This is a genomic window from Flagellimonas okinawensis (assembly GCF_029194005.1).
Classification (GTDB): Bacteria; Bacteroidota; Bacteroidia; order Flavobacteriales; family Flavobacteriaceae; genus Flagellimonas; species Flagellimonas okinawensis.
The window spans coordinates 13,232-26,976 of sequence record NZ_JARFVA010000009.1; the positions used below are offsets into that span (position 1 = coordinate 13,232).

The following is a 13,745-nucleotide window of genomic DNA, read 5'->3' on the forward strand; positions in this document are numbered from 1 at the left end:
TTTTTTGGACTATTGGTTTTCACGTCATAGGCACTATTGTTTATTAGGTTTATTAATTATTATCTGGTTATCCTGTTTTTCGTAACTGAAATGGGTATGGGCCTGAATGGTCCTCAGCACCCTATCGATATCTTCCTCATCGAACATTCCGGTAAAACGTCTTTGGTCGAGTTCCCCGTACCTGTTCTCTATCCTTATATTGTATTGGCGCTGCAAACGTTTGATTATTTCGCCCATGGGCTCGTTCTCGAAGGCCAGCACACCTTTGGTCCACGATATATACGGGGACACATCGACATCTTCAACGGTAAAGGCCCCGCCTTCCCCGTAGGTATTGGAGGCTTTTTGTGAAGGAAGCAGCATTTGAAGCCCATCGGAACCGGCATCCAAGGAGCTTCCCACCCCTACGGAGCCCTCGACCAGTACCACCGCTGTGGACAGGTCCTCCCCATAGGCCGATACGTTGAAGACCGTACCGAATACACGGGTGTACATTTTGTCCGTCCTAACAAAAAAGGGTTTATCCGGATTCTTGGCCACCTCGAAAAAGGCTTCCCCCACTAGGGTCACCTCACGGTTGTCCATGGCCTCGAAGCTTGAAGGATAGGTCATACTGGAACCGGAGTTCAGAAGGACGGTGGAACCGTCCTGGAGCGTGACCGAGATTTTCTTTCCGTAGGGAACCTTTATGGTATTGTGCTTGGCCCTTCCTTTCACTTCCGTTTCCTCTCTCTGGGTCAACATCCCTTTGACAAGTGAGACCACCGTACCCCCTTTTTTACTTTGGAGGGTGGCATCGGAATCGGGATCTAGGGTCAGCACCTCCCCATTGTCCAATTGCAGGGTGATCAGGTTCGGGTCTATCTCCATTGGGATATCCACCGGAGGTTGTTGATTGAGCAGAAAGAACAAAGACGACCCGACCATAATGGTAATGATCGCTGCATACTTCCACAGGTAGGGACGGGTGTTCAGGCTCCTGACCTTTTTATCCTCCCTTTCCTTTATGGTATGTAGAAAATTCTCAAAAGCGGCCTCGCTCTGCCAAGATCTGTCCTCATAATTGACCAGGTAGTCCGCCTGTACCAATTTTTTGAAGACCTCCTTATTGTTCCCTTTTTTCACCCATTCGTACAAAATGGCCAATTCTTCCTGGGAAGCCTCTTGGTTGATATACCTTGTTATTATCCTTCTTATATCAAGTTTGGTCATCTGATTCTGTTTGTCACTTTATTAAGGGACGCGGGATTTTCAAAAAACCCTTACAGAAATTTATTTTTTTAACATTTAAATTATGGATTCCGTTGTTTTACACCCCTGAAGTTGATTGGGGGTACCAGAAAAATATGAAGTCAACGGTAAAAACAGGGTTCAGAGAAAACTGGTGAGTTGTGCGCGGAGCCGCTTCATGGCACGGGCCATGTGCACTTCGACGGTCTTGATGGAAATATGGAGCTGTTCGGAGATCTCCCGATATTTGAGCCCTTCGCGTTTGCTCATGATAAAGACCTTTTTGCATTGCTCTGGCAGATTGTCGATTTCCCTCTCCACTTTTTTAAGGCGCTCCTCGAACAGTGAACTATCGGCCTCGACCATTTCCAGGTAAGCTTGCTGCTTTAAATTATCGAGTAGTTGGGATTCTTTTTTTCGTTTTCGTTGCGTGTCGATGAACAGGTTATAGGCGATCTTGAACACATACCTTTTCAATTTACTGTCCTCGACCTGGAGTTTGGTCCTATTGTCCCAAATCTTGATGAAGGTCTGCTGGGCAATATCCTCCGAGATCTTTGGATCTCCGGAAATTGCCGTCATATAATTACATAGCTCCCTGTGGTACAATTGGAAGAGATGGGCAAAAGCATCTTGGCCGCCCTTTCTTAACTGTTCAATAAGGTAAGGTTCGTTATCAAAGCTATTTTGATCCATTTTTTCGCCTTTCTTTTAGTACGGGCCCATACATCCTGCCAAACCGAGTTTGTCCATGTTGTTATGTACCGTATACTTTTGTTCTCAACTTAACACCGTTCAAACCATTGAACGGGGCCTGTCATAAACGAAAAAAGTGCCTTATGTCAAAAAATCGATCCACCGTGGCCAATCGACCATTTCTCGGGGGGAAAGAAATTTTAATTCCTGTATCGGTGAAAACCAATAGAAATATTTCCAAAAAACGTTAACAAATTATAAAAAAATCTTTAAACCTTCCCTTTTTTTGATTTTTTTCTCAACAAAACGTTAAAACCAATCAACAGCAGAAATGTGAAAAAGTGGAGACCCATCGTATGGGCACCATTGAAATAGCTATTGAAAAAGAGTTGCTCTATGGCCGGTGGAACATACCTGTAAAGGGGCCACTTGGAACGAAAGCCTGGTCCGTTGCCAAATCGTACGACATGGTCCACTCCGTTTTCTGCCCCATATCAAAGGAATACCTTCACGGCCCCATAACAGTTCAAAAATGGTGCCCTGGGTCGACCCCAACCGTATTCTTTTATGAAATTTATCCCGAACGATCTTAATTGTATAAATTTAATCGCCACATGGATTGATGTCCTGCACATTCCGTGATGAAGTTGATGAGGTACATGTAATGGAACAACGATATGTACAACTGGACGTTGGCCCACGGTGCTTCAAAACCAGGGCCGATCCACAGGCATAAGAAGGTAAATCCATCGGAAGGGTTTATTATCGGAATGTCAAAATCGAAGCGAATCGCTTTTTTTTGTCGATTGGCCCCAAAGCCAGTGCTACCGAACAATGCGTGGAAGGTAAGTTTATAGAGAATAAAAATATCATAACCTATTACGAATGGAGGATCAAGGAGTTACCAAGGAAATGAAAATCAAAAACCGCTTGTACCATACGATCGTTCTATTCCTTTCCCTTGTCGGGTTTTGTCAGGGACAGGAGTATTTGAAGGGACAGATAGTGACCAGGGCCGGAGATTCCATTTATGGGAGGATAAGGGTATTGGATAGGTTTCAAAGCTTTAGAAAACTTTATTATTTGACGGAGGAAGGAACTGAAAACAAAATTCCGATCGAAGACATCAGAATGTACAAAAGGGGCAATGAAGAATATGAGACCCTGATACTGGCCCATGGGGTATATGTCTTGGCTAAAAAACTTATCCATGGGCCCAATATCGAATTATACGTCGTGGAATACAAAGAACCCTTGAACCAGCGCCTATTGAACGAGGCTTTGGGGAAAAAAATGCCCACTGTCAGACAACATAAGTATTTAAAACTTTCCACAGGGCAGGTCATCAACGCCACCATGTCAAGTCGAAGAAAAATCAAAAAGTTTCTCCACCGTTTTCCACTTGTGGTCGAAAAGATCGAAAACAAGGTGATGGACAGTATGGAGGAGATCGTTGTGGAATGCAACAGCACAAAACCATAGGCCGCATTAAATACCCCTAAGGCCCGAAAGTAAGTGCCAATGAAAACATCATTTGGCATTGCTGTACTCCCATTAAAGGATCAGAAGTATTTCACTTGGACAGACAGGGCCGGAACTGCTGAAATCAATCCAGAATATTACCGTTCACGTCCAAAGTGAGCTCCTTTCGTTCACCTCCCTTATCCAACCGGACCTTATATCCTGTAAAATCGGTGTCGTTAACAAAACTTACCCTGTCCACTTCGAATCCCGGGTATTGAGTTTTAAGGTATTCCTCCACTCCTACCGGTAATGGATCTTGATAAGCAATGGTATTGGTAAACCTGCGTTCCGTGATGGCCTCGTTATCCCGCTCCACAAATTCGTTGGGCAGGCCCTCTTTTTTGATCAGGTCGAATGCATCGTACAGCTCCCCTATTGCCGTATAGGATTCAAACGATAGTTTATTGTCCTCGATGGTAATCACTTGGAACAACTGTGTGTTTTCAGCCGCTCTATCCCTTTGGGCGTCATAGCCCTCCCAGGCATTCTTCCGTAGACCGTACATTTTCCCGCCACTTACCGATACGACGTATACAGTCCCCGTTCGGTCCCTCATATTGATGCCGTCCAATACGTTCTCGTTCGGGGATACCCTTCCACGTGCATAACTATGGTCATGGCCCTGGAGTACAAGATCAACTTCATATTTGTCAAAAATGGGCTTCATCAACTCCCGCCACTCCTTATTGTCCCTGCCATCGGAAGCGGAGAACAGTGGATGGTGAAAGGTTACGACGACCCAGTCCCGATCCGTCTCAGCAAGGACCTTCGCTAGCCAAACAGCTTGCTCCTTATGATCGACATTACTGTTCAACCCAATGATCCGCATATTTTGATAGTCCATATAATAGGCGGTTTCCTTTAAGCCTTCCGGACCGTTTGCAGGCAAGGTAAATTGATGTGGCCACTGTACGGACAAGCTCCTTTCGGAAGCTTCAGGTCCCAAACTTCTATATTCATGGTTGCCCGGTATGGGGAAAGCTCCCATGGATCCATGGATATGCCCCCCGGCTTCGAACCATTCTTGCCATTGCTGCTCGTTGTGGGCACTGTTCACCAGATCCCCGGCATGAACGATGAATTTGGCATCCGGGGCCTTTTTATACCCCTCCCTGATCAGACGTGACCATAATTCCAGGATAAAGTTTTGGGTATCCCCCACGTATAAGAACGAGAACTTCTCCCTACCCTCCCTGGGTGCCGTTTTAAATTGGATCCACTCGCTCCATCGTTTTCCATCCCCTACACGGTACGCATAGGTGGTATCACTGTGCAAACCGGTAAACCACACCGAGTGGTAGTTGGCCAGTACTTCAGCTTCATTGATCTCCAACGCATCGAATGTTGTAGTGACCGCCTTGATCGTTCTTGCATTTCGCCAAAATTTGGGAGCTGCCGTCGCAACGGCAATTTCCGCGTAGGCGGTATCGATCTGGGATGAGGTCCGCCAGGTGACACTGGCGGTCGTGGCAGGGTCCTCGCCATAGGAAAGGACAATTCTATCAGGGTGGTTCGTGGGCATGCGCCACTCCTTATCGAATTCCGGCGCCGTATATGTCCGGGGCAATTGTTGTCCATGGGCCCTGCCCAAAGATGACAAAACGCTGATCAAAACGAGTATTTTACAGGGTGTTTTCATAATGTATGGGTTAGTGACAAAATATGTCCTTGTAAACAAGATGCAGCCCTGAACGGGCTGCACCTCCGATAATTAAACAAATAAACAAACTCAATTGAACCGACCATTTTCTTAAAGTTAAGTAATGGTCAATCTTTTTTCATGTCGGGATGTGCCAGATATTGGTTTTGAGTTCCCCACGCTAAGTTGGGTACACTATCGGTCTCCATGATCAGTTCACCTCCATGGATCAACTCGCTATGGGTCAACCAGTTCCTGAGCAACGGTTTTCCATTGAACCGCACCGATCTGATATAATAATGGTCTTTATGGTAGTTGGACACCTTGATCTTCAACGATTTTTTTGAGGACCCGTGCAGTTCCACTTCCTTAAAAATGGGAGCGGTCAGATAATAGCGCGGTTCACCGACATTGACCGCCGAAAGGCCCATGGACCTGAGTACGAACCAGGATGACATGGTCCCCATATCATCATCCATGGTTTTCAAATACGCTCTCGGCCGATTGTTGTAGATACGTCCAATATAGGGGTCTATACCTTTGCTATTGTTATTGAAATATGTTTGGACCACGGTATCAAGCATGAGCGCACGGTACAATTTTTGTGTCTTCCACGGCTCTTTGGTGGTATTGTAAAGTCCAGGGACCTGAAGGTCGGGCTGATTGGCGTGGTTGTAGTTGTTCCCTTCAAAAAACCGATCCAATTGTTCCCGGAAAACCTGTTCGCCGCCAGCTATATCTTGCAGCCCCTCTATATCGAAGGGGACAAACCAACGGTATTGCCAAAGTGTCCCTTGATAGAGCCCCCTGGCCCCCATACGGTCCACATCGGGCCAATCCATGTCGGCAAAGTCCCTTTCCCAATAGGTCCTGTACCCCAATGCCCTTTTCAGGTACGTATCGGCCAAAAGGGTATCCCCGATGGACCTCATCAATTTGGAACCGGCCCAAAGGTCATAGGAGGATTCCAGGGCTTTGTCGGGAGAGCCAAAATCCAAGCTGTCCATCTCTTGGACCAAGGAGTCCCTGATATCCTCCAAAGGTAGGTGATGTCCCTTCTCCAAGGCATCGAGAAGTACCACTTGGGCATGTTCGGTCCGCACAGAGTTGGAAGGTGCGTGCATGGTCGACCAATCATTTTTGCCATAGGGATAAAGGTTGGCAATGGATCGTGCCATATCACCATATTTTTTGGGAAAAAGTAGCGACAGCAAGGGCATTTGCTCCCTATAATTGTCCCAAATGGCCCATCCGTGATAGATGGGGCCCTTTGATCTTTGAAGGCTTCCATCAATGGCCCTGTAACTACCGTCGGGCTCCGAAACGACATAGGGCGATTGTAGGCTTCGGTACAACAGGGAATAAAAAAGGGCCGTCCTATCCTCTTCCCCGTTCACTTTTACCTGGTCCAAAAGAGTGTCCCATGCAGCGGTGGTTTTTTCCATGGTCCTTTCCAAACTGCCCCCATCCGTAAGCCTTGCTTTGGCAAACTCCTCACTTACGGAGGAAAAACCGATTCGCAGCCCCATGGTCGGATGCTCCGAGCCCTTGATCAAATAGGTGTTCCCTTCGGTCTTTGTTACGGAAGTTGCATGATCGAACTCCATATAAAAGTATAGCCTGTACATACCACGGTCACAGACCGTTCTTGTATCCACCCATCCTCGGACGGCATTTCCTGCCAATCGGTGACGTGCATCGACGAAGCGGTTCAAGAACGCATGAGCCACATCGACGGTTAGGTATTTTTCCGATCCGGGAAACTGATATTGGTGCACTCCATAATTATGGCCCACCGCCATTTCCGCCCTGATGCCATTTACAAAGGCTACCTGGTAATACCCCGGTTGGGCGGACTCCCTGGCCTTCCATAATTTTTCTTCAGGTCCACCCGATCCCATGGGCCTCACCAGAATATTCCCTCCTCCGCCCCTGCAACCGACACCTTCGATATGGGTATGGACAAAACCCAAAAACTCTTTGGCATAATGATCATATCCCGTATGCGTCCCGGGACGGGTCACGGGTCCAATGGAGATCATATTGAATGGGGAGGAGGCCGAAGGGGACATTTGTCCATGGTCGCCCGAGGTCCCCAAAAAAACGTTCACCTGCCCGCTGGCAGACTTGGCCAAGGGGAGGTCCTGGTTGACTTGATCTTCCCGACACCCCATAAACAGCAATACCACAAGCAAAATCCCGATATGTTCCTTCATGCAGATCAAGGGTCTAAAGGTTGGTTTGGATTTTGGTGGAACGAAACCATGTTCCCCGTAAACTCCAGTGTCGTTGGTGACAGTCTGGCATGGATGTTCACGGGCTGATAGCCCAGTTCCTCCCGGCAACGCTCGGTAAAGGTCCCACTTCCCGTATACTCACTATGTGAGGGATTGGTGACCACCAGGCTTTTTTGTTCCAATGGTATGCCATAGTCCACCATCAATCGGGTAGCATTTCGCATATTGGTGGTGGTGTGCCTGGCATAGGGCTCTATGATGATATGCGCTTCGGGAACACCATACTCCTCGATCAGCTCGTTCTTCATTTCCAACGCTTCGCAATAAGGTGTCATATAGGGATGCACATGACCTCCGGAGACAATGATAAAAGGTGCCTTTTTGGCCCGGTACTCCTTCATGGCCAATTGTAGGTTTATCTTCCCTGCAATGGAGAGTCTGTCCCGGTAATTTTCCGGGCCACCCCCCAAAACCACAATGGAGGCATAGGGATAGGCGGAAAAATCCGTGGTCCCTATCGCCGCTATGGCCTTGGCATTCTCTTTTTTGTCCAGGGGATCATAGCGCACCGCCTCGTCCCTATGGTTGGCGTACAAAAGGTTCAAGGCAAACTCTAGACTTGGTCGAAAAAAGAGCTGCCCCTCCTTCGCGGCTTCTTGGGCCTGTGACCGCAAGGTATTGACGGCATAGATATATCGTTTCGATCTTACATCGAAGGAAACCGAATCGATACGTCCATAAAATGGCGTCTTGCCCGCTCCATATACCTCCAGTACCGTATCCAGGCCCTTGGCGCACTGTTCCCAGATTTTGTAAAGGTATTGGTCATCGGGGGCCGTTTCAAAATTGGCGTATCGCCTTGAGGCCCTGAGTGATTTGAGAAGGTCATTAAACTCGGCATTGTCCCTGGACAGTTCCACCAATCGTTTGCCAACGGTCTTGATATCGCTCTGGGACCATAAAAACGGTGCGATGATTTCCTTTCCATCTTTGGGCAAGGAAGCCGACGGCCGGGTCATTTTATCCCAGTATGCCCTCAATGGAGCATCCGCTTTTAGCAGTTCCATGACCTTCGCATCATTTTCGATCGCCGTAAACAGATAGAAAATTTTTTCCTGTAACCGTTCTTGGGTCCCATTGGGATGTGATAGCTTCTTGGTCTGGGCGGTCGACATAAGGACACCACCCAAGATCAATGAAAAGAATAGTAGTTTTTTCATGTAACTGGATTTAAAAAAGGGCGGCTTTCACAAACCGCCCTTTGAATTGAAACTTGTATTAGTATCCGTTGTTCTGTGTGACCAGGCCATCGTCAACACTGTCGATATACTCCTGTGGTATGGGCCAGTATTCGTTCTTGCCCTGGGTAAAGGCCGCGTTGGTCAAATGTGACCGCCTTGTCCTTTCGATCGCAAGGTAATCATCGATCACCTCCTTGGCTATCCCCCATCGTACCAAATTGAAGAAACGGTGTCCTTCCATGGCCAGTTCAAGACGGGATTCCATACGTACCTTTTCCATGGCATCCGTGGCATCGGTCCAAACGGTATCGTAGGTACCGATGTTGTAGTTCGCGGCATCCGAGGAACCGTCCAAGGTCCTTACATATTGGGAATTGGCGGCACGCTGGCGAATCTGGTTCACCAAAGTCCTGGCCTCTTCCAAATTGCCCAATTCAACTGCGGCCTCTGCCCTCCACAACAATACCTCGGCGTAGCGGATGATATAATAATTGAGCGCATCCACATAGGGCCAAATGGTCACATGGTAAGGGGAGTTGGCCGAGAGGATTCTCTTTTTGGGCCCGTAAGGTCCATAGGTGGCCAGGTCCCTTGCCCAGCTGGCCTCGTACAATATATCCAAGTCCTTGTAAGGAATACCGGGCCTACCGATGGTGATATCCAATCGGGGATCGACAAAATCCGTTTCGGTCACATCGATATTATCGTTGATGGGCAACCCGTTCACATCCGTTTTAAAGGCATTCACCAAGTTTTGCGATGGACGGTGAAATCCATATTGTGAATAATAGGGCCCTCCCGGTGCGGTCAAACGATCACCGATACTGCCATTGTAGTTGTCACTTTGGCCATCGTTCACGGAGTACTGCACGGCAAAGAGCACCTCTGGCCCATTGTCGTTTTCCGGTAGGAAAACGGACTGGAAATCATCCATCAAACCATAGTTGCCCCCCATGACGATCGTGGTCGCATCGAAGGCATCCTGCCATTTTTCTTGAAACAGGTAGGTTTTTGCCAAGTAGGCCATGGCGGCAAGGCTCGTTGGCCTGCCCGCTTCCTCCTGATCGGCGGGCAATGCCTCATAGGCCGCTTGAAAATCCGCTTCTATCCTGCCCCATACCTCGGTGGAGGTCAGTTCCGTATTGGAACGGGCGTAATCGGACACCGTCTCGGCGGTTTCATCGATATAAGGGATTTGGTCATAGATCTTCTTCAGCTCAAAATAGTAGTGGCCCCTTAAAAAACGGAGCTCGGCGGTCCTTTGGGTTTTAAGGCCCGATTCGAAATCCTCGGAAGCGTTCAATAATTTCATGGCCTCATTGGTTCGCTTTACACCTTCGTACAACGCCATCCATTTACGTTCCACATCATAGGTGGTCGGCGTGGTGTTGTAGAGTTCCATTTGATGGATCTGGTTCTGGTCACCGGTACCACCGCCACCTTTGTAGCAGTCATCGGAAACCACATCCCCGAAACTCCAGTTGGATGCAGGGGAATTGTAGGCATTACTGGCCCCGTCTATCTGACCGTTCAATACGCTATAGGCGGAAACAATGGCCTTTTCCACATTTTCGGCCTTGGTCATTTCCGAAGGGGAAACTTCCCCATAGGTCACTTCCTCTAGAAAATCCTTGGAACAGGAACCCAAGACCGTAAGTGCCAATGTCGCACCTACCATTAGATATTTTGAATTTATTTTCAATATGTTTTTCATGGCTTGTTTAAAGTTTTAAGTTACATCCGATTACAAAAGTCCTGCTCGGGGGATACAATCCCCGATCGATACCGATATCAAGGTTACGGTTGCTCCCCCCATAGTTCTGGAGCCCTACCTGTGGGTTCATCCCACTATAGTCGGTAATGGTGAAAAGATTGCTCGCCTGGGCATAGATCCTAAGGCTCATGCCCCCTAAGATCTCAGGGTCGATGGAATAGCCCAATTGAAGATTGGTCAATCGGACATAGGAGCCATTTTCCACGTAATAGGTGGAAGGCCGGATGTTATTGTTGGGATCGTCCAAGGACAATCTTGGAATGCTGGTATTCGTATTGGTCTCCGACCAAGCGTCCAACAGTACGTTCTCCTTGTTATAGGCGGCCTGGTTAAAGAAATGGTTCTTGTACTTGGTAAAGTTGTAGGTATCGTTGCCAAAGCTACCATTGAACAAAATGCCCAGGTCGAACGCTTTATAATTGAACTGTAGGTTAAGGCCCAACATCACATCGGGATGCGGAGATCCGATAAAGGTCCTATCATCGGCATCCACGTCACCGTCACCGTCGACATCCTTGAACCTGATATCCCCAGGTTGCGCATTGGGCTGCAGGCCATAGCTGTCCACTTCTGCCTGGCTCTGGAAAAGACCATCGGCAACATACCCATAGAAAGAAGCGATGGGCTCCCCTACGGCACTTCTGGAAATCTCCTGGTCAAAGTTCACACTGTGCAGGGAAGAGCTTGGAATGCCCAGATAGTCGGAGGTGTTCAATTCCGTAAGCTCATTCTTGGATCCAGTGAGGTTCAATCCGATACTATAGCCCAGTTCCCCGACCATATCGCTATAGTTGATGTCCAGCTCAAAACCGGTGTTCTTCATTTTACCATCATTGACCCACTGACCATCATTGGTACCCCCATAGGTCAATGGAACGGTATTGTAGACCAAGATATCGTCCGTGTTCTTCACGTAGTAATCCGCGGTGATGTTCAAACGATCTTCCAAAAGGCCCAGGTCAACCCCCAAAGAGGTCTGGGTGGTCGTCTCCCATTTCAAATCGCCGTTGGGGATTCGGGATTGTGTCAATCCGATATAAACCGATTCCTGTGCACCATCCAAGGCGTAATTGGAATTGGCGTTGTTGTTCCGGTAACTGTCCACGGTGGCATAATTGGATATTTCCTGGTTTCCTGTCTGCCCCCAGCTACCACGTACCATCAAGGAAGAAATGGCCCCGTCGGGGTTGAAGAAGTCCTCACGGTCCAATCTCCATCCCAGGGAGAAGGCAGGGAAGGTTCCCCAACGGTTATCTTCGTTGAACCTGGAACTTCCATCACGTCTAACGGTGGCCGTGAAGAGGTATTTCTCATCATAGTTGTAGTTCACCCTTCCGAAATAGGAATTCAGGGACCATCCATTGGCGCTTCCGGAGTTCAACATATTTTCCGTACCAAAGCTCAGGTACCTGAAGTTCTCATCCTCGTAAAGGAACTCGCTCACAGAAGCACTGAATCCCTCGTAATTGTATTCGATGGCCTCTTGACCGATCAATGCATCCACATAATGCTTGCCCAATTGTTTCTTGTAGTTCAAGGTATTGGTAAAGGAGAACTGATAATTGAAGTTGTTCGATGTGGACAATGAGTTGGTATTGTTGGTCGACAATATCTCGTCATAGGTCGGGGAGAAACTTCTAATGTTATAGTTCTGGTAATCCAGGCCGAAAGAAGTCTTGAAGGTAAAGTCGTTGATATAAAGATTGGCATATACATTGCCCAATGCCTGTACCCTTTTTTGTTTGTTGTCCTTGTTCCTGTACAGTTGGCCCATGGGGTTGTTACTGTCATTGATCGGGTTTCCGGCATATTCCCCGTTGATGTCCTTCACCGGTACAATGGACGGGAACTGCATGGCCGTAAGGATAATACTTCCCAGGGCCGAGTTGGTCCCTACGGATACCTGCTCTTTATAGTTCGCGGTGAAGTTTTCACCCACGGTAAGGAAGTCACCGATATTATAGGAGGAATTGAATCGTGCGGAGTATCTTTCAAATCCAGTGTACTTGATCAGGCCCTCTTGATTATAGTACCCCAAGGAGAACAGGTTCTGGCTCTTGGCGTCCCCTTTGGCCAGGGAGATATTGTACGATTGAATCTGTGCGGTCTGCATGATCTCGTTCACCCAATCCACATCGGCACTTGGAATGGTCTGTTCGGCATCCAGCCATTGTGGGACGACCGCTTGGTTCGGGTCGTTGCCGTATATATCGTTGGAAGGGGTCCCGCCATCATTAAGGGTCGCCTGCCATAACAGATCTCCATATTGTTGGGCGTTCAACATCCTTGGTAAGTTGAAGGATGATTGCAGACCGGCATAACCATCAAAGGATACAACGTATTTCCCACTGGTATCCGATCCTTTTTTAGTGGTGATGATCACCACCCCGTTGGCGGCCCTAGAACCATAAATGGAGGCCGAGGCGGCATCTTTGAGAACTTGGATGGTCTCGATATCGGAAGGGTTGATCCCATTGAGTCCATTGGAAGCGGGAATACCATCGATGATCACCAATGGATCGTTGCTGTTGATGGTACTGAAACCCCTTACCCGAATGGAAGTCCCGCCCCCCGGTGAGTTATCACTCATGACCTGGACACCGGGAAGGCGTCCGTCCAACATTTCGACAACGTTGGCCTTTGGTTGGGTCACAATTTCCTCCGGCGAGACCGAAGCGATGGCACCGGTAATATTTCTCCTGGCCTCCGTACCATATCCCACCACGACTATTTCGTCCAATTGGGAAGCACTTTCGATCAAGGTAATGGTAAGGGTATTGAGCTGTTCGATATTGACATCCTGTCTTTGATAACCGATGTAGGTCACCGACAGCACCTTAAAATTGGAAGGGACATCCAGGTTAAAGTTCCCATCGAAGTCCGATACCGTGCCATAATCCGTACCGTCCACAAAAACGTTGGCACCGGGAATGGGTACTCCGGCCTCATCGATCACCTTTCCCGAGATACTGCGCTGTTCTTGGATAAATTTCACCAGAACACCTTGATCGGTCACTTTGAAATCCACATTGGCCTTGTTCTTAAGGTCTTCCAATACGGATTCCAGGTCCATCTTATTGGCATCTATACTGACACGTTGTTGCAGGTTCCTGGTATCTGCGGCATAAATGAATTTTTTACCTGTCTGTTTTTCGATAAGGTCGAATACCTTTTCCAAGGCGACACTTTTCAGGTTAAGGTTGATGATCTCATAATTCTGTGTATTGATCTCATTGTTGGTCGAAATAGGGACAACGGCCGCCCTACCTAACAATGGCAAACACAATAGCAATGCTAAAAGGTTTATTTTTTTCATTTTTGAAAGAGTAGTTTAATATTGGTTCTCATTAATCTTTTTTAGTTTTTGGATCAAGGTCTAGTCATTCAGTTTTGTCATACGCGTT

At 47.8% G+C, this 13,745-nt stretch carries 9 protein-coding genes; 2 read left to right on the forward strand and 7 right to left on the reverse strand.

All coding sequences use genetic code 11. From position 1 onward, the window contains the following. Nucleotides 1-33: 33 nt before the first annotated feature. Both PY091_RS17565 and PY091_RS17570 read right to left on the reverse strand, forming a co-directional pair. Nucleotides 34-1,212, reverse strand: a complete 1,179-nt coding sequence (locus PY091_RS17565) for a FecR family protein (RefSeq protein ID WP_275650796.1) — start codon at nt 1,210-1,212, stop codon at nt 34-36. 159 nt (nt 1,213-1,371) lie between these two features. Next, entirely contained in the window at nt 1,372-1,926 is a 555-nt protein-coding gene (locus tag PY091_RS17570; RefSeq protein ID WP_275650797.1) for an RNA polymerase sigma factor, read from the reverse strand. A 341-nt stretch (nt 1,927-2,267) separates the two neighbouring features. On the opposite strand from PY091_RS17570, the gene PY091_RS17575 reads away from it, so the two are divergent. Both PY091_RS17575 and PY091_RS17580 read left to right on the forward strand, forming a co-directional pair. Then, nucleotides 2,268-2,519, forward strand: coding sequence for a hypothetical protein (locus PY091_RS17575; RefSeq protein ID WP_275650798.1), 252 nt, complete (start codon nt 2,268-2,270; stop codon nt 2,517-2,519). A 292-nt stretch (nt 2,520-2,811) separates the two neighbouring features. Further along, entirely contained in the window at nt 2,812-3,408 is a 597-nt protein-coding gene (locus PY091_RS17580) for a hypothetical protein (RefSeq protein ID WP_275650799.1), read from the forward strand. 124 nt (nt 3,409-3,532) lie between these two features. Here the strand turns inward: PY091_RS17580 and PY091_RS17585 are convergent, their stop codons facing one another. The 5 genes from PY091_RS17585 to PY091_RS17605 form a co-directional block, all read right to left on the reverse strand. Further along, entirely contained in the window at nt 3,533-5,089 is a 1,557-nt protein-coding gene (locus tag PY091_RS17585; protein WP_275650800.1) for a purple acid phosphatase family protein, read from the reverse strand. Nucleotides 5,090-5,217: 128 nt separating this feature from the next. Then, entirely contained in the window at nt 5,218-7,305 is a 2,088-nt protein-coding gene (locus PY091_RS17590; RefSeq protein WP_275650801.1) for a glycoside hydrolase domain-containing protein, read from the reverse strand. A 5-nt stretch (nt 7,306-7,310) separates the two neighbouring features. After that, nucleotides 7,311-8,546: a YdcF family protein gene (locus PY091_RS17595; RefSeq protein WP_275650802.1), complete on the reverse strand. Its 1,236-nt coding sequence runs from the start codon at nt 8,544-8,546 to the stop codon at nt 7,311-7,313. Between the two features lie 58 nt (nt 8,547-8,604). Then, nucleotides 8,605-10,281 (reverse strand): RagB/SusD family nutrient uptake outer membrane protein, encoded by a 1,677-nt coding sequence (locus PY091_RS17600; protein ID WP_417957484.1) that lies wholly within the window; start codon nt 10,279-10,281, stop codon nt 8,605-8,607. A gap of 7 nt (nt 10,282-10,288) precedes the next feature. Beyond that, a complete protein-coding gene (locus tag PY091_RS17605; protein WP_275650803.1) occupies nt 10,289-13,657 on the reverse strand; it encodes a SusC/RagA family TonB-linked outer membrane protein in 3,369 nt (1,122 codons plus the stop codon). Between the last annotated feature and the right edge of the window lie 88 nt (nt 13,658-13,745).